The organism is Micromonospora sp. NPDC047740, assembly GCF_043204735.1.
In the GTDB taxonomy this organism is placed as follows: Bacteria; Actinomycetota; Actinomycetes; order Mycobacteriales; family Micromonosporaceae; genus Micromonospora.
In genome coordinates, this window is record NZ_JBIDCT010000002.1 from 1 (window position 1) to 18,120 (window position 18,120).

Annotated in this window: 11 protein-coding genes; 8 read left to right on the forward strand and 3 right to left on the reverse strand. The window is 67.4% G+C overall.

Features of this window, described 5'->3' with window-relative positions:
• Positions 1–1,459: MMPL family transporter (locus ACGF4F_RS04720; RefSeq protein ID WP_393074815.1), on the reverse strand; the 1,459-nt coding region annotated here is incomplete at its 3' end.
• A gap of 260 nt (positions 1,460–1,719) precedes the next feature.
• Here ACGF4F_RS04720 and ACGF4F_RS04725 point away from each other — a divergent pair.
• The 4 genes from ACGF4F_RS04725 to ACGF4F_RS04740 all read left to right on the forward strand — a co-directional run bounded on the left by ACGF4F_RS04725 (position 1,720) and on the right by ACGF4F_RS04740 (position 5,144).
• A complete protein-coding gene (locus tag ACGF4F_RS04725; protein WP_393074818.1) occupies positions 1,720–2,229 on the forward strand; it encodes a SigE family RNA polymerase sigma factor in 510 nt (169 codons plus the stop codon).
• Complete coding sequence (locus tag ACGF4F_RS04730; RefSeq protein ID WP_393074820.1) at positions 2,226–3,131, forward strand: hypothetical protein; 906 nt, start codon at positions 2,226–2,228, stop codon at positions 3,129–3,131. Before ACGF4F_RS04725 ends, ACGF4F_RS04730 begins: the two co-directional genes overlap by 4 nt.
• A 103-nt stretch (positions 3,132–3,234) precedes the next feature.
• On the forward strand, positions 3,235–4,548 hold the full coding sequence (locus ACGF4F_RS04735; RefSeq protein WP_393074822.1) for a sensor histidine kinase: 1,314 nt from the start codon (positions 3,235–3,237) through the stop codon (positions 4,546–4,548).
• On the forward strand, positions 4,500–5,144 hold the full coding sequence (locus ACGF4F_RS04740; RefSeq protein ID WP_393074825.1) for a response regulator: 645 nt from the start codon (positions 4,500–4,502) through the stop codon (positions 5,142–5,144). Before ACGF4F_RS04735 ends, ACGF4F_RS04740 begins: the two co-directional genes overlap by 49 nt.
• A 131-nt stretch (positions 5,145–5,275) precedes the next feature.
• Here ACGF4F_RS04740 and ACGF4F_RS04745 read toward each other — a convergent pair whose 3' ends face one another.
• Positions 5,276–5,674: a hypothetical protein gene (locus ACGF4F_RS04745; RefSeq protein WP_393074828.1), complete on the reverse strand. Its 399-nt coding sequence runs from the start codon at positions 5,672–5,674 to the stop codon at positions 5,276–5,278.
• Positions 5,675–6,173: 499 nt separating this feature from the next.
• Positions 6,174–9,248: a DUF3427 domain-containing protein gene (locus ACGF4F_RS04750; RefSeq protein WP_393074831.1), complete on the reverse strand. Its 3,075-nt coding sequence runs from the start codon at positions 9,246–9,248 to the stop codon at positions 6,174–6,176.
• A 215-nt stretch (positions 9,249–9,463) separates the two neighbouring features.
• On the opposite strand from ACGF4F_RS04750, the gene ACGF4F_RS04755 reads away from it, so the two are divergent.
• The 4 genes from ACGF4F_RS04755 to ACGF4F_RS04770 all read left to right on the forward strand — a co-directional run bounded on the left by ACGF4F_RS04755 (position 9,464) and on the right by ACGF4F_RS04770 (position 18,119).
• Positions 9,464–12,823, forward strand: a complete 3,360-nt coding sequence (locus ACGF4F_RS04755) for a hypothetical protein (RefSeq protein WP_393074834.1) — start codon at positions 9,464–9,466, stop codon at positions 12,821–12,823.
• Entirely contained in the window at positions 12,820–13,620 is an 801-nt protein-coding gene (locus ACGF4F_RS04760) for a DEAD/DEAH box helicase (RefSeq protein ID WP_393074837.1), read from the forward strand. Before ACGF4F_RS04755 ends, ACGF4F_RS04760 begins: the two co-directional genes overlap by 4 nt.
• Positions 13,502–17,770, forward strand: a complete 4,269-nt coding sequence (locus ACGF4F_RS04765; RefSeq protein ID WP_393075588.1) for a Zn-binding domain-containing protein — start codon at positions 13,502–13,504, stop codon at positions 17,768–17,770. Before ACGF4F_RS04760 ends, ACGF4F_RS04765 begins: the two co-directional genes overlap by 119 nt.
• A gap of 121 nt (positions 17,771–17,891) precedes the next feature.
• Positions 17,892–18,119: a hypothetical protein gene (locus ACGF4F_RS04770; RefSeq protein WP_393074840.1), complete on the forward strand. Its 228-nt coding sequence runs from the start codon at positions 17,892–17,894 to the stop codon at positions 18,117–18,119.
• The last annotated feature ends 1 nt before the right edge of the window (position 18,120 follow it).

Below are 18,120 nucleotides of genomic sequence, written 5' to 3' on the forward strand. Positions count from 1 at the left end.
GCCGGTCGACGGTCTCGAGGGCCGCGTCGCTGTCCGGCGTGTCGGCCAGGACCGCGGCGATGCGTACCCAGCGGCCGTCCGGCGAGGGTTGGGGCTCGCCGACCTCGGCGACCCCCGGCACGGTACGGGCGGCGGCTACCACCTGCTCGGCCGGGGCGGCGGCGGCGAGGATCTCGGCGGGTGCGACGGATCCCTTCGGGTAGTGGGCCTCGATCATCCGCTGGCCGGTGACCGAACCGACTTCCTTGGTGAACGACTCGTCGTGCGGCATGCCGATGCTCAGGTTCACTATGCCGAAGCTCAGCGCCACGAGCGCCGCCGCCGCGCCCAGCCACACCGCGCGAGGTCGCCGGCCGACGAACCCGGCGATCCGTCGCCACACCCCGTGCTGCGCCGCCACGTCGACCCCGACCGCGTCGGGGGAGTAGCGGGGCACGAACGGCCAGAACAGCCACCGCCCGAAGACGACCAGCACGGCCGGCAGCAGCGTGGTCATGGCCAGCAGCGCCGCGACGATCCCGACCGCGCCGACCGGCCCGAGCCCCCGGGTGGACGGCAGCTGCGCGGCGAGCAGGCACAGCAGCCCGATCGCCACGGTCGCCGCGGAAGCGCCGATCGCGCCGATCGACCGGCGCAACGCGACCGCCATCGCCGCGTGCCGGTCGGCGTGGCGGCGCAGCTCTTCCCGGTAGCGGGCGATGAGCAGCAGGGCGTAGTCCACGCCGACGCCGAAGACCAGCACGGTCAGGATGCTCTGGCTCTGGAAGTCCACGGCCAGCCCGGCGTGCTTGGCCAACAGGTACACCACCGCGCTGGCGAGCTGGTTGGCCAGCGCCACCGTGATCAGCGGGATCAACCACAGCACCGGGCTGCGATAGGTGATGAGCAGCAGCAATGCGACGGTGGCGGCGGTCGCCAGCAGCAGCGTGGTGTCCATGCCTTCGAACGCGTCGAACACGTCGTCCTCCCCGCCGGCCGGGCCGGTGAGCGCCGTCCGCAACCCATCGGGTACGCCGCTGGTCAGGCGGTCCTTGATGTCGGCGACCGCGTCGGCGCGCTGGTCGGCGTCCCCGGCGACGGGGAAGGAGAGCAGCAGCGCCTGCCCGTCGTCGCTGGGCACCGGCGGGGACACCTGGCCGCCGTCGGCGTACCGGGCAAAGGTTGCGCGGTCGGCGTCGACCTTGGCGCGGTCGGTGTCGGTGAGCCCGGCCTCGCGGGCGTAGACCGCGACGGCCAGGGGCTTCTGCGAGTCCGGGAACGCCTGCTCCGCCCGCTGCACGGCCCGGCTGGCCTCGGCGGTGGCCGGCAGCGCGCCGAGGGCGTCGTTGTCCTGCACCTCGGTCAGCTTCAGCGCCAGCGGCCCCGCCGCCGCGACGAGGACGAGCCAGAAGACGAGCATCACGTACTTGCTGCGGCGGCCGGACGGCAGGCCGGCCACCTTTTGCCTGGTCGTGGTCATATCGTCGATCCTTCGGCCGGCAGCGGTCGAAGGCAGGAGTGCCAGGTCCCGAAGGCAGGTGGTGGTAGCACCACCGATTCCGGTGGCAGGGCGGGCGGAGACGGCGACGCCTGCCCGCGGGCGTTCGCGCCGCCCGTGTGCGGCATCGAAAGCATCCTGTCCGTGCCGCTGGAGTTCTACCTGAGAGATTTCGTTCCCACGCGCAACCTGCGGAGCCGGACGTGGCGTGACTATCTCGCATCGGGGATAGGAGGCTTTGGATGAGCGATCGCGACACGGCGTTCGCGGAATATTTCGCCGCGAGGTCGGACGCGATGCGTGGCACCGCGTACCTGCTCTGCGGCGACTGGCACCGAGCGCAGGACCTGGTCCAGACCGCGTTCACGAAGCTCTACCTGGTCTGGAACCGGGTTGCCCGGCACGAGGTACTCGACGCCTACGTACGGCAGATCCTGGTCCGGACCTTCCTAGACGAGCGGCGGCGGGGCTGGTGGCGACGCGAACGGGTGGGCGGGGAGGACGCCGAACGACCCACACCGCCCGAATCGCCGGAGAACCGGCTGGTGATGCTCCAGGCGCTCGCCGCCCTGGCACCCCGCCAGCGGGCGGTTCTGGTGCTCCGCTACTGGGAGGACCTATCGGTCGAGGAAACCGCTGCGCTGCTGGGCTGCACACCAGGAACGGTGAAGAGCCAGGCGGCCCGTGGCCTCGAGAACCTGCGCGACCTTCTACTGCCCGCCTACAGCACGATCGAGAAGGGGGAACGATGAAAGGGGAAGAGTTGCGCGAGGCGCTCCGCCACGAGATGGAGGTCGTCGCCTCGCCGCCACCACTGGACACGGCCGCCGCGCTCGGCGCCGCACGGCGAGCCCGCGCGCGCCGGCGTACCGGGTGGGCCTGCGCCGGGTCCGCGACCGTGGTGCTGGCGGTCGCCGGCGTCGCGGCGGTCGGCACCGCGGGCGCCGGCATCCCGGATTCCGGCGCCGCGGGGGCCAGCGCCCCGGGTACCGGTACCGCGGGGGCCGGCGGCGTGAGCCCGACGGCTTCTGGAACGACGCCTCTTCCGGGCCCGTCCGACAGGGGCACCGCCGAGCCGTGGCCGACGGGACCGGACGGCCTCCCGCAGCAGGACCGGACGGCGAAGGCCGGCACCCGGTACGACCAGGGGGTCCGGCTGCTCGACGAGCTCATCGCCGTGGTGCCGGCCGGGTACGTCGTGCCGGAGAACGCACCGAACCAGTCCGTGGACGACGATCCGCCGCGCAGCAGCCAGGCCGAGTTCGACGGAAAGGTGAACGGCGTCGACGTGTGGCGCTACACGTCCGTGGCCACCGTCGCCAAGGGAGACCGGACCGGGCGCGTGGCCGTCGAGGTGTACACCCGCGGGAACGAGCTCCCGACCGAACCGTGCGCGCTGACCCGGCGGTTCTGGGGCATGGAGGGCCAGTGTCAGGTGGTGACCGTCGGCAACATGAAGATCGGTGTGGTCGTCCAGCCCACCATCGACCGGCGCTTCGACCAGTGGTCGGCCTACCGGCACCCGGACGGGACGGTCACCTTCGTCGCGCAGAGCCGGTCCTACAGCAGCCCCAGGAACGGGCTGAAGGAACTGCCGTTCACCGTGCCGCAACTGGCGGCGCTCGCCATGAACGAACGGTTCCACCTTCAGTAAGCAGGTGACAGCCGACGCTGTCCGTCGCGCGGGTCCGGTCCGGAACGGTCCGCGCGGCGGGTGGTGGTAGCACCACCGACTCCGGCGGCCGGGTGGGCGGAGAATGAGTTCCGTGGACAGCTCGGTACGTGCGGTCGTCTGGCGGCACATCCGGCCCGGCGCGGTCGCCGCCGTGCAGGGCTTGGCCGTGGCCCTGCTCAGCCTGACCACCAACGTGGCGCTGTTCGTGCTGTCGGTGGTCTCCCTCGCGCTCATCCCCGCGTTCGGCATCGGGTTCGCGCTGTTCCCGGCGGTGACTGTGCTGGTGCGGGCGTCGCTGACCCTGCAACGGCGGCTGAGCCGGTGGGGTGGGGTGCCGATCGCGTCGCCGTACGGGCCGGTGCCCGTCGGCGCCCAACTTGGCACCTGGCGGCGGTTCCGGTGGGTGGTCGCGGATCCGGCGACCTGGCGGGACTTCGCCTGGCTGATCCCCGGCGCGATCACCGGCGGCGTGTGCCTGCTGGCGTTCGTGCTGCCCGGGTACGGCCTTGAGGGCGTGCTGTTCGTGCCGCTGGTGCTCTACCTGACCATCGACTGGTACGGCTACGGCGTGTTCTGGCCGATGGACAACCTCTTCAAGGCGTGGCTGGCCGCGCCGCAGGGGTGGCTGCTCCTCGTCGGCGGGCTGGCCGTCGCACGGTGGCTGATGTGGCTGCACTTCCGCTTCGCCGGGTTCTTCCTCAACCCCACTCGCGCGCAGGAACTGGCTCTGCGGGTCCAGCACCTCGCCGCTACCCGCGCCGACACCATCGACACCCAGGCCGCCGAGCTACGCCGCATCGAACGCGACCTGCACGACGGGGCGCAGGCCCGGCTGGTCGCGCTGCGGATGAGCATCGGCCTGGCCGAACAACTCCTCGTCGACGACCCGGCCGCGGCGCAGCGGCTGCTCAGCGAGGCACAGGAAAGCAGCGGCCACGCCCTCGCGGAACTACGCGACCTCGTTCGCGGCATCTACCCGCCCGTCCTCGCCGAACGGGGTCTGGACGGGGCGGTGCAGGCCCTCGCCCTGGCCGTACCGCTGCCTGTGGACCTCGACGTGCAACTGGCGGGCAGCCCGCCCGCGGCGGTCGAATCCGCGGCGTACTTCGCGGTCGCCGAGGCGCTGACCAACGTCACCAAACACAGCGGCGCTGGTCGTGCCTGGATCCGTCTGTTTTTTGAGAGCGGCTTGCTGACCATGGTGGTCGGCGACGACGGCCGCGGCGGCGCCACCGTGGACGCGGGGACCGGCTTGGCCGGGGTACGCCGCCGGCTGGCAGCCTTCGATGGCACGATGACCGTGACGAGTCCGCGCGGCGGACCCACCGTCGTGACCATGGAGCTGCCGTGCGAGTTGTCATCGCCGAGGACCTCGCCCTCCTCCGGGACGGGCTGACCCGCATCCTCGACGCCTACGGCTACAAGGTCGTCGAAGCCGTCGCCGACGGGCCGTCCGTGCTGCCGGCGCTCACCCGGCACCGCCCCGACGTCGCCGTCCTCGACGTACGCCTGCCGCCCACCTTCACCGACGAAGGCCTGCAAGCGGCGCTCGCGGCCCGGGCGCAGCTGCCCGGGCTGCCGATCCTCGTGCTGTCCCAACACGTCGAGCAGCTGTACGCGCGGGAGTTGCTTGCCGACCGGGCTGGGGGAGTCGGCTACCTGCTCAAGGACCGGGTGTCCAACGTCGGCCAGTTCATCGACGCGGTACGCCGAGTGGCTGACGGCGGGATGGTGATGGACCCGGAGGTGGTGTCGCAGCTGCTGGCGCGCAACAGCGGGGCGCAGCGGCTGGGGGAGCTGACGGCGCGGGAGCGCGAGGTGTTGGGGTTGATGGCTGAGGGGCGGTCTAATGCTGCGATCGCGGGGCGGCTGTTTGTCACCGAGAAGGCGGTCAGCAAGCACATCAACAACATCCTCAGCAAGCTGGGGATGCCACCGTCGGAGGACGACAACCGGCGGGTGCTGGCGGTGCTCGCATACCTGAACGGCTGAAAGTCAGGCGGCCGGCGGGTGGCTTTTTAACGTGCTGCGGGGTGGTGCGTGTCACGGCCGGCACTCGATATGCGCGGCAGAGCTTGTTCCCCGCTGCTCCTGGCGAATCTTGAACCCCAGACTCGTCGCTCTTAAAAGGGGACGCCGAGCTGGTCGATGGCAGCGCGAGCCCACTCCTGGGCGCCCATTGCAGCCCCCGTTGCAGCGCCGGTAGCAATTGGCGCGAGGAGACCCTTGAGCGCGTTGACGGCCCGTCGGGCCCGCCTGCGATCCGGCGTCGCCTGTCCTACCTCGTCGAGGATTTCGCGTGCGGCGGCTTCTGCATCGGCTCGGTCCTCGTCGTGCAACCCAGCAGCAGCCAGGTTCTCCAGGATCCGTGTAACGGCCTGCGCGAGGAGTTCGAATTCAGGCGTGACTTGCTCGCTGCGGCTGTGTGTCTGGTGGACCACATCATTCCCCCACGCCATCTGCGCCCCGTCCGCGCTGCCGTGGATGACGGGGCCGTAGTTGTTGATCGTCAACTTGATCAAGATCCTTTCGTCGGGTACTGCCTCCACCAGCGTTACGGCCGCCGCCGAGCATCCGTGAGGATCTCTGTGGTGGGGGCAAGTGGCTGGAGTCGACCAGTCCGCGACCCGCTTCGTCCTGCTTGGACCCCTGGCGTCGGGTGCTCTTTCGACCGCCTTCGCAATTGCAAGCGCGATTGCCCTGCCGGAATAGAAGAAGAAGGAAGAAAGGCCAATGACCAGGGCGAACGCGAAGCCAAGCTTGATCAGCGCTGCCGGATTTTGGGCAGCCTCACCAGGACTACATCTAGCAGAAAGAAAGGAACTGCGTAAATGCTTCCTGGCTCATTCCTGCGGCTTCGTCCTCACTGGCATCGTTGGTCATGGGTCGGCTGCAGCGTACCGGACGGAGGCGGTGGTGGACGAGGAGACACGCCGAGTTGTGGTCCGCCTGCCTAGTGTTCGTATGCTGAACCTCTGGGCGAAGACCGACAGGTCGAGCACCTTGCGCCACCGACCGAGGTCAGGCGGCGATTGCCCGAGCCGCACCGTACAGGTCAGCCGGCAGCGGATGTGTCAACTCCCAGATGATCCGCATTGGCCGGTCTCCACTGTGCTTCCGGTAGGCCATCGGGCCGGCGTACAGATACGGCGGCACACCCAGGTCACGGTCTGCGACCTTGGTCTCCCGGACGAACAGGTGCACCGTCGATCCCGACTTCTCGTGGTTGATGTAGCGCTGCCCGGTCGCCGACGCCGACGACGTGGTGCTCTGCGACTCCCACTGAAACAGGGTCTCAGTGATGGCTCGGTCGGCGTACATCGTCGTAGGGGAGTAGTGCTCCTCGGACTTGACCAGGGTGACGAAGAAGAGCTCGGCCTGCTCGTTCTCCAGCCACTTCACCCCCTCGCGGAGCGACCCCGGATTCGCCATCCCGAAGGCCGCGCACGCCTCGTTGCGGCTGTAGTGGGCGTGCACCCGTAGGGGCACCCGCGCGGACGTCGGTTCCTCCGTGACCCGGTGGATGCGGTCCCGCAGCACCTCAGCGACCTGACGCAGCTCCGCGCACCGCGCCGGCTCCGCCCAAAGCCGCTTCAGCCGGGCATCGCGCTCGGCCAGCGGCACCGACGGCCCCCAGAGACTGAAATGCAGCATGTCCAGCAGTCGTCCGCCGCCAGGATGCGCGCCGCCTGCGACCCGAAGGAGCAGGGTGAGCCGGTCGACATCGTCGATATGCAGCATTCGCCCGATGGCTCGGCCCAGCTCGCGGTCTTCCGGGCCGCCGGTAGAGGTGTCGAGGCCGGCGAGGCGGCGCAGCCCAGCCCATCCACCGATGCTTGCCGACCGGTAGACATCCTCGATCTCCAGGCCGGTCGCCCGCAGGAACTCAGCAAGGCTCACGTCACCGAGCTGCCGCAGCTCCGTTACCAGGCCCTTCTTTGACGTCGGCATGGCCGACTTCAGGTTGGCGAGCACGATCTCTTTCGCCACCCGGTCCAGCTCAATGTGGCAGCCGCTCGGCAACGACGGGAAGTCATCTCGCACCACCGCCTCGACAGCCCGCCGACTGACGCCGGTCAGTGCCCGCCAGCGCAGGTCGAATCGGAAGTTGGCGTGCTGCCCGCCGATGAAGTCGAGCACGGTCAGGCACGGCTTGTCGTCATCCAGACGCAGGCCACGGCCGAGCTGCTGCAAGAAGATTGTGGCGCTCTCGGTGGGGCGCAGCATGAGGATCGTGTCGACCATTGGCAGGTCGACGCCCTCGTTGAACAGGTCAACGGTGAACAGCACCTGCAGCTCGTGCTTGCGGAAGCGATCGAGCAGCGCATGCCGGTCGGCGCGATCGACCCGCGAGGTGACCGCGGCCGACGGTAGGCCGTGGTGGGTGAACCAGTCCGCCATGAACTCGGCGTGCCCGATGCTTACGCAGAACCCGAGCGCCCGCATTCGCCCTACGTTGGCGGTGTCGCGTACCGCTCGCAAGACCATTCGGGCGCGCGCATGGTTGCCGGTGTAGATGCCGTCGAGCTCGGCCGGGTCGTACCCCTGGCCGCGCTTCCAGCGCAGTTGGGACAGGTCGACGTCGTCGTGCAGCCCGAAATACTGGAACGGCGCCAGCAACTGCCGCTCGAGCGCCTCCCACAGGTGCAGCTCCACCGAGGCCCGGCCGTCAAACCACCGGCGCACGTCGCCACCGTCGCTCCGGTCCGGGGTTGCGGTCAGCCCCAGCAGTACGCGCGGCCGCAGCCGCTCCAGCAGCCGCGCGTACGTCGGCGCCTCGGCGTGATGGAACTCGTCGACAATCACCATGTCGAACGCCTCGGGGTCGATCTTCTGCCGGTGCAACGACTGGATCGAGGCGAAGACGTACTTCCAGTCCTTCGGCCGACCGCCGCCGACGAGCGACTCGCCGAAGCTGCCGTCTCCCATCACCTGCCGGAACACCGAGCGGCTCTGCCGCAGAATCTGCTCCTGATGAGCGACGAAGAGCAGGGAGTCGACTCGGCCAGCCCTGTGAAGCCGTCGGTAGTCCAGCGCCGCCACCACAGTCTTGCCGGTGCCGGTCGCCATCACCACCAAGTTCCGCCAGCGGCCGTGCACCAGCCGTTCTGCGTCCAGGTCGTCGAGAATCTCCTGCTGGTACGGGAATGGCCTCACGTCCAGGTTCGCGATCTCGGTCGGCGCCCCGTCGGGGCGCTCGCCGCGCAGCGCGATGCGCAGCCGATCGGCGTCTTTCGCCGGGTCATACGCCTCGAAGGCCGAGTCGTTCCAGTAGTCGGTGAACGTCGCCTCGAAGGTGTCGATGACGTGCGGCTGCTCCAGGTTCGAGATTCGCACGTTCCACTCCACGCCGTCGACCAGCGCGGTTTTCGATAGGTTCGACGAGCCGACGTACGCGGTGGTGGTGCCGTTGTTACGGCGGAACAGCCAGGCCTTGGCGTGGAGGCGGGTGGTCCTGGTTTCGTAGGAGACCTTAATTTCGGCTCCCAGCTCCGCAAGCCGGTCCAGGGCGCGTTGATGCGTGGCACCCATGTACGTCGTGGTGATGACCCGCAGTCGGCCGCCCCGTGCGATCAAGTCGCTGATGGCTCCCTGCACCTGGAGCAGGCCGTGCCACTTGATGAAGGCGCAGAGCAGGTCGACCTCATCCGCGGAGGCCATCTCGTGGGTGACCTCATGACCGATGCGCGGCTGGTGGCGGCCGTTGACCAGCAGTGCTCCGGTGGAGAGCGGGGTCGTGGGGCGTAAAGGGAAGGTGGGCGCTGCGGGCGGGGCCGGCGGGGCGGCGATGGCGTGCAGCAGGCGTTGCGGATCGGCGATCTGGTCGTCGCGGTGGACGGCGCGCGGCTCGGCCTGGGCGATGCTCTCGGCGATTCGGTTCGCCAGCTCGACTTGGCGGGTGAGCTTGTCGTCGCCACCTCTGACGGCGAGCAGGGCGCGGCGGGCGAGGGTCGCGATGTGCCGGGCGAGTACGTCGTGGGCGTCGGCCGGGTCAAGCTCGTTGTGCCGGACCAGGGCAGTGTCGATCTGCTGGAGCCGCTGGGCGAGTTCTTGGGTGATGAGGTGCTCGTAGATACCGCGCTCAAGGTCCGTCACGCCACGGAAGCTAATTGGCCAGAGGCTGTCCTGCTGCCCCCTTCTGACGGTGGCCCTGGCCAAACGGGTGAAGATAATTCGCCCCAGGTTCGGTTGCCGGCTGACAAGTTCCTGCGATCTCATGGGTGGAGGTGAGGGGCGCGGCGCGCGAGATGCCCGAATCCTGTCGGCGCGGTTGCTCTTGCTCCAGCTATCAGCCTCCGACGAGGCGACCGATGGCCGCGATGGCCGCCCTTGCCGCGGTAACAGGTCACGGGGGAAACGTGTCACGGGCGAGTGAAGCGCTAGCCGAACAGGAACGGCAGTGGAGGCGTGCGCTCCGGGTGGTCTCGTTGGCTTGCGAGCTCGACGTGCCGGACGATGAGGTCCGGGCGACCCTACACAACCTCGGCAAGGTCTACAGAGACCTAGGAGGCCGCGAGCGGCGTATCTTGCTGTCTGACCGTCTTCCGGCATGCGTGGTGGTGGCGCTGTCGGGGATCGGTGCGATCGAGTATAGGCAGGGAACCTATTGGAGTGCCGTTAGTGAGCACATGGGGAGGCGGCTCGATTACGCCGACCAGAAACTGCTCGCAGGCGCATTCCGCGCCGCTCTCGATCGATTCGGCATGGCGCGGTTCCCAAACTTCTCCCGGGTGAACGTCGACGAGATTCTCATGCATTCGGGGGTTCCGCTCTCCTACCTGGCTGACTTCCTCAATGCCCTATTGCGTCAGCAGGCACAAGACCCTGACGTTCTCACTCCGCAGGAGGTCATGGAGTGGGCCACGGCACGTGGATGGGAGTCACGCCTGCACGACCTGTGTAAGCCTCTGCAGAACCTGCTCAGACATGGCGGGGCCTACGTTGAAGATCTCGTCGACCGGTGCCTCGAGCTGCTAGACCGACTGCGGGAACCGATGTTCGTGGCCGATGGCCTGCAGTTGCCGGAGAGTTTGGTCAGGAAGGCGGTTGGCCTCGCTGAATCAGGGGCTCTCAACCTTTCGGTTGTCCGCCAGACCGGTGCAGGACTAGGCACTCGTCCCCGGCTTCTCTTGGAGGCGTACGGGCGTGGCCTTACCGCTTGGTTGCCGCCGATACCCGATACGCCGACGGGCGAGGTGACCTGGGACGTCGTCATCGGCGGTGAACCCCAGCGGGTGCGGAGCCGGTCCTTCTTCCCAGGAACGATGGACACCGCTCCAGCAGCCACTGTTCCACTGTCACAGCCGGTCCGGCAGGTTGAAGTCAGCCTACGCGGATACGACCTCAGTCTCGTACTTCCGGTCGTGGACCCGGATGACCCGCTGATGGTTTTCACGGACGAAGGACGTCGAGTCCCCGCGTCGGCTGATTTGCCTCCAACGTCCGTCTGGCTCATGTATCCGGCGGGGCGCGATGGATCCGAGCTGGTGGAGTTCGTCGGCTCTCCCGTTTACGGGAACGAGCCGCCCGCTCCGTACGGGTGGGAGCAGTGGCGGCTGCGGCAGGTGAACCTCGCCGAGGTGAGTCGGCTTCGCCTCGACGACCGACCTTGGCGCAAGGTCGAAGGCGGCCGGCGTCCCAAGCTCGAGGTTGCGTCTCCGCTGCCCCATGTGTGCAGCGCTCTTGACGCCCCCGTCTGGGCGGCGGCACCACTCTTGCTCCTGCCCGGAGACCGTGGCATGACCACGGGCTGGACCGTTCGTGTCCGTAGGCCCGGCTCTGCTCATGTGCTCTCAGTCCGAGACGTCCAGGTGGATGAGGACACGCGGATTGACCCCTGGGTAGACGTGAAACGCCCGCTCGTCGGTGCGTATGAAGTCACGGCACGAGGGCCGCTCGGCCGTGGTGTCTCGCAGACGCTGGAGCTCGCGGAAGGTCTGACCACGTCGTGGACGCCGGCTTGGCGCGAGCTCACCCAGACCGGCCTGAAGCCTTGCACGGTTACCCTCAGCACCGCCGACCCCGAGCTACGCGTCACCCCGACCGCTGTTCGGTTGACCTCCGATGAGCCTCATGCCAGTTTTGTCGTGCGCGCTCACGGCGAGGAGTGTGCGGTCAAAGTCACGCCGCCTCACCTGGCTATCCAGACTACGAGTACGGGCGCGCGAGCTGAGTGGTCAGTACATCCACTTCGCCTGGATACCGAGACCGCCGGCCAGATGCGACTCATGGTCCGGTTGCCAGCAGAGATGCGCGCGGATCTCGTCGTCTTCGACGGTGCCCGCCCGGTTCAGCGGGTTCCGTCCAGCGCTAAGGCCCCTCCCGGAGTCGCCCGGTTCGAGCTGGCGCGGGTCGCCGAAACGGTCCAGCAGCTTGGCACCGCCGAGCTCAGAGTGGACCTCCAAGGCTTGCGGTTTCCTGTGGCGAGGTGCCTCCCTCGCAGCCTCGCTACCAGCGTATGGGTTGACGACGACAGCGGCCGCGTAGTGGTGGAGGGGGGCGCCGTTGCCGAGGGCTTGACGGCTGGAATCTACCTGCCTTCCGCGCCTTGGCGGGAGCCGTACATCGTCGCGGTTGGCGAGGACTTTCGAACGCCCCCGCTGCCGGAGGTCGTCACGTCGGCGGGGAATCTCGTCGTTCACCTGCGCATCGAGGATCCATGGATCCCGCAGGAGTGGCCCCGGTGGCCCGAGGCCTCCAACACCTTTGTCATTGAGTGCCGGACGTGGCGGGATACTGGCGGCGACAGCGACGAGGCGGCGCTGTCGCGCTACCTTGCGAGCGCCGGACCGCTCCCGACCTCTCCAGCTGTTGTCAAGTTGGCATTTGACCTCTACCAACGGGCCGACGACGTCAAGGGGATCGGAATCCACGTGGATCTCCGCGCCGCTGCCGCGAGGCTGCTCGCAGCAGATCCTTGTGTCGCCTTCGCTTCTATACTTGATGAGCGTCTGTCATCGTCCGTGACGGTGGCCCCGCTTGTGAGCTCGGGTCTCATGATGCTGCCGCGCCAGCGGTATCTCTGCGACGACGACGAGATCGCGCTGTGGGGCCTCAGTCCGGCAGCAGCTGCGGTCGCTTCTGCCCATCGACTGGGGGCAATGACGGTCCGCTCAGTCCTGTACGAGCGGATCGCCACGGTGTGCGGCGTCCAGGTGGTCGACGCGTTGCTCATGGCCGACCAGGACCCGCACGGCGGTGTAGGCGCCTTCGGCGCTGAAGCCGAGCAGCTCGCCGCAATGAAACCCGATCAGCTGAATGCGCTCTGGTCGTTGACTCCAGCCGTGCCGGGCGGCCTTCTCGAGGGCGACGAGCGCTGGAGCGCGGCACGCGAGCTGTTCGATGCTCGACTCCGGACCGGCGTGGTCAGCCTCGCGGATAAAGCGGAACGACGCCTGCGGCTGCTCATGCGCTCGCTCGAGCACGTAGGCGGCTCCGAGCTCGTGGCGGCCGTACACGCACGCGAACAGGGACCGGGCTGGCGTTCATTGCCCGCGCTGTCGATCGCGCTGTGTCTTGCGTCGAGGCTCGCTGCGCGCGGGCACGAGCCGCTGGTGACCGACATGCCGCGGCTGGTCAAGAGCCATGCCGTACTCGCCCGGCATGCACCGCGGCTGACCGCTGTCGATGTCGTACTGGCCGAACTCCTCGTCACGGGATTGGACCTATGAGCAAGCTCGACCCCATCGCGACGACCAGAGCAATGGTGGACGCCTACCAGCGGTACCTGCACACCCTGATCGAACCTCGCGACACCAAGCTCGCCCGCGCGCTCGATGCGGCGATCGCCGCGGCCATCCAGGACGGCGTCACGAAAGGGCCGATTCTGGAGGCGACCCCGCCCTATGCACAGGGCCGGTCGCTTCGAGAGTTGATCGGGGAAGGCGTACTGCATTCGGAGTTCGCCACCTTGGCTGGAGGGCTTCCGCTGGAACGGCCGCTCTACGTCCATCAGGAGCAGGCCCTTCGCAGGGCGGCGCAAGGCCGCAACCTGGTCGTGGCGACCGGCACGGGTTCCGGCAAGACGGAAAGCTTCCTGCTACCGATCCTCAACCATCTGGTAGCCGAGCGTGCCGCGGGCGCCCTCGGCCCGGGAGTGCGGGCACTGCTCCTCTATCCGATGAACGCTCTAGCCAACGACCAGATGAAGCGCCTGCGGGTGCTGCTTCGAGACGTGCCCGACATCACCTTCGGCCGCTATACGGGAGACACGAAGCAGACCCACCGAGACGCGGTCAGCGTGTTCGAGCAGCAAAACCCGGGGGAACCACGTGTCCCCAACGAGCTACTCAGCCGCGACGAGATGCGAAAAACCCCCCCCACACATCCTGCTCACCAACTACGCAATGCTGGAGTATTTGCTGCTGCGTCCGTTGGACATGGACCTCTTCGAGGGCGACCACGGAGGCAACTGGCGATTCATCGTCGTGGACGAAGCCCACGTATACGACGGCGCACGTGGTGCTGAGCTCGCCATGCTGCTGCGCCGCCTACGGGACCGCGTTGCTCGGGGTGGCGTCATGCAGTGCATCGCCACCAGCGCCACCGTCGGAGGTGATCCCGGCGCAGCCGCCCAGTTCGCCTCGTCGCTGTTCAACGTCCCCTTTGAGTACGACGCGACCGACCCTGCCCGCCAGGACGTGGTGAGCGCCACCAGGATCGACCAGCCCCGTGGCCGCGAGTGGGGCCCGATGCCCAGCTTTGCCTACGCCCGGTTGCTCGAGGCCGATGACCCCGGCGCTGAGATCCTCGCACTGGCGGCCCAGGCAGGTTTTTCCGGCACCGACCCAGGCGAGGCGCTGGCACACGAACAACGGGTCATGCGGCTACGGAGCCTGCTCGCTGGCGGGCCGCTACCTCTTGCCGACGTTGGGCAGGCGCTGCTCCCCGGAGACGACCAGGCCGTACCGGCGACCGCTGCGCTGGTCGCGCTAGCCAATTCAACGCGAGACAAGGCCCACACCCCCGTCCTATCCGCGCGGTATCACTTGTTCGCCCGTGCGACAGAGGGCGCCTTTAGCTGCCTGGGTCAGAACGGACCGCACGTCAGCCTCACCCGACGGGAGCGCTGCGACGGATGCGGCGACGCCAGCTTCGAGTTTGGATGCTGCCGCCGCTGCGGCACGGTTTACCTCTCCGGGGCGCTGGAACGAGTGGGCGCGAGCGCTGTCTTCCGCTCGCGGCGCACCTTTGAGGAGCGCCGGGTGTGGCTGGCCCTCGCTGACGTATTGAGCCCCGGCGCCGACGAAGACGACCTCACGCTGAACCCCCTAAAGGACACCGCCGGGAAAGAGGGCGGTCTCTGCCCTCGGTGCGGCACGTTCCGAGTGGGTCGGGCAGGCACCTGTCCCGCCGAGAGCTGCAGCGGAACCCAGATGCGGTCGGTGCGCTTCATCGAAGATCGCGAAGAAGAGCTCACGTCGTGCCTGACCTGTGGTGGCCGAGCGTCCTCCCTGGTGCGGCTGTTCCAGACCGGCAACGAAGCTGCCGTCTCCGTCCTTGCAACGGCCCTCTATCAACTCTTGCCGCCCGCACCTGACCTCGAGCAGGCAAGCCTCCCGGGCGGAGGTCGCAAGCTGCTGCTGTTCAGCGACAGCCGGCAGGCCGCCGCCTACTTCGCGCCATACCTCGACCAGTCCTACGGAAGGCTGCAACGACGCCGGCTGCTCTACCATGGCATCCTCAACGGCCTCGCTGTCGATAGCGACGTGCGCCTAACCGATGTTGTTACCCACGCCGCCGCGGAGGCCAACGAGTTTGGCGTCTTCGATGCCCACGACTCCAGGCAGGCGCGCGAGCGCAAGGTGGCGCTATGGGCTCAGCAGGAGATCGTTGGGCTGGACGAGCGGCTCACGCTTGAAGGATCTGGCCTTATTCGATGGAGCATGTGGTGCGATCCGGCCTGGCAGCTGCCGCTACCCTTGCGTACGCTAGGTCTGAGCGACGACGAGGTGTGGGATCTGCTCAATGAGTTCGTGCGGTCCGTACGAACACAGGGTGTCGTAGCCCCGCTAGAGGGTGTGGATCCACGGGACGAGGCGTTCGACCCGCGGCGAGGGCCGATTTACATCCGTGGTACGGGTGCGGAAGCCAAGCGGAAGGTAATCAGCTGGAGTCCCACCAGCGGCATTAACAGGCGGTTGAACTACCTGACGAGGCTGCTGGACCGGTTGGGGTCGGCTATCAGCCCAGCTGAGCTGCTCCAGGGCATCTGGAAGTTCGTCAGCCAAGGGCAGCCGAAGGGGTGGTTCCGCGCGACCACCGATCCACAGCTCGGAGTGGTCTACCAACTCGAGCCCCGGCTCTTGGTATGTCAATCAGCTGATAGCTCGCAGCTCTGGCAGTGCACGGTATGCCGGAAGATCGTTCCGTTCGGGATCCGCAGTGTATGCCCAACGATGAATTGTTCGGGCGATTTGCTCGCGTGGATGTTGCCGAGCTCCGCGTCCGACGGCGACCACTACCGGACTATCTACCGGTCGATGAAGCCGATTCCGCTAGCCGTGCGCGAACACACGGCGCAGTGGACGGGTGAGCAGGCGGCGGAGATCCAGCAGCAGTTTGTCCGCGGTGAGGTCAACGCCTTGTCGTGTTCAACGACGTTCGAACTCGGCGTCGACGTCGGCGAGCTCCAAGCCGTTCTGCTCAGAAACGTTCCCCCGGCCACCGCAAACTATGTGCAACGCGCGGGGCGTGCCGGTCGTCGGACCGACTCGGCGGCACTGGTGGCCACGTATGCCCAGCGCAGGTCGCACGACCTCTCCCGGTTCGTGGAGCCGAGGCAAATGATCGCAGGCCAGGTCCGAGCGCCGTACATCCCGTCAGGGAACGTGCGCATCGACCGCCGGCACGCACATTCGGTGGCTCTCGCTGCTTTCTTCCGCCACCACTTCCGCACCTTCCACGTGGTCTGGCGGACGGCCGGGGATTTCTTCCTGCCGGCAGTCGGCCAGGCTGCGCCGGCCAACGCGGTGGCCGACTACCTACGACCCGTCCCGGACGTGGTGGCCGAGGCGCTTGCCAATGTCCTGCCGCCGTCGGTTCAGCAGGAAATTGGCCTGGAATCCGGGGCGTGGGTAGACCACCTCGTAAACCTCCTTGAAACCGTGCGTCTCGAGGTCGAGCACGATCACCAGGTCTACGCCGACAAGCGAGACGAGGCGGTGAAGGCTAGGAACTACAGTAAAGCGGGCCTCTTTGATCGGCTGATCAACACTGTCACCCGTCGCGAGCTCCTCGGCTTCCTCGGTAACCGAAACGTGCTGCCCAAGTACGGCTTCCCCGTTGACACGGTCGAGCTGAAGCTGGCCTTCGCCGACCCGGAGCAAGCCAGCAAGCTTGAGCTGTCACGGGACCTCACCAGCGCGATCTATGAGTATGCGCCTGGCGCGGAGATCGTTGCCGGCGGCAGGCTCTGGCGATCCGGTGGCATCTACCGTCTGCCGGAGCGCGAGCCCGAGCGCCGGTACTACGCAGTATGCGGCACTTGCAACTACTACCGGGAGGATATCGATCGGCTCGGCTCCCCGTGTCCGTCATGTGGGGCGCAGCTGGCCGGTGTCCCGCGCCGCTACACCGTGCCGCTGTTTGGCTTTGTCGCAACTCGTGAGCCCGGTCGCGCACCTGGTGGCAAGCCGCCCAAGCGGTCGTGGCACGGCGACACCTTCGTCGTCTCGCCAGGGGCGGAAATCGAGGAAACGGTCCATGATCTGCCAGGCGGGAAGATCACTGTGCGAAGTGGTACACGGGGTGAGCTGGTTGCTATCAGTGATGGGCCAGGCGGCAAGGGCTTTCTGATCTGCGACTGGTGCGGCTTTGGCCACCCCTTCGTGGAGAAGTCGCCTCGAACCCACGACAAACCTGTCACAGGAAAGCCTTGTAACGGCCCCTTCGAAAATGTGTCGCTTGCTCACAAATACCAGACAGACGTACTCGAGCTGAGCATCGAGGGCGCCGCGGTAGTTGGGTTGGACACCCACGTCTGGACGTCCGTTCTGTACGCAATCGTGCAGGGAAGCAGTGAGGAACTGGAGATATCTCGGGACGACATCGACGGCACGGTCTTCGTAACCGACACGGGTCGCACCGCCCTGATGCTCTACGACACCGTCCCCGGCGGCGCGGGCCACGTTCGCAAGATCGCTCAGAACCTCAATGCCGCGCTGGCTCGGGCCCTCCGGACGGTGGCCGACTGCGAGTGCGGGCCGGAGACCAGCTGCTACCGGTGCCTTCGGGTGTTCCGAAACGAGAAGCATCACGAACGACTGCGTCGTGGGGCGGCTGCAGATGTCCTGGCCCGGCTCATGGGCAAGCCGCCGACTGCCACAGCCGGCCTCCTGCGGCTAAGCCTTGCCGAGCTGCCTCATATCAGCTCGATTGCGGCTCGGTTCTTGCTGAACGAGGCGCCCAGCGACGTGTTCGAGCCGGTTGTCAACAGCCATCTCGATCTCTATGACGGTCGAGTGGTCATCGCGTCCGTAAACGGGGTAGCCGAGGTCGGCAGGCTTTGGCTTCGATATGACGAAGCGGGGATCGCTGAGGCGGCCATTCATGCCTTGAATGGAAGGCCAGTGAGCGGTGCGGCGGACACGAATGAGGTAATTGCCGTCTCGGTCTAAGGCGCCTGCAACGGGAAGCCCTAATGACACCTCTGACGATTTATGAATGGAGTAGCCGTGCGCGGCCATCCCTACTGGCAATGGCGGGACGCCTCGCTCAGGGCCGAATCAAGAGCTATCGGTGGTGAGCCGTGTCGTGTATGTAGTGGATCGATCGAATCCACTGGTCGTCCCGACCCGTCCGGTCGACGCCGTCTGGCATCCTGCCATCCAGATCAGCGAGCCCTGCATCGCCGCCTGCATGGAGATCGCGGGCCACTACGTGCACCACCGCTCAATCCTCACCGAGGCGCCGACGCGGTGCCGCGGCGGCATCCGGGCCCGCAGGTCGCAGAATGACAATTATTGAT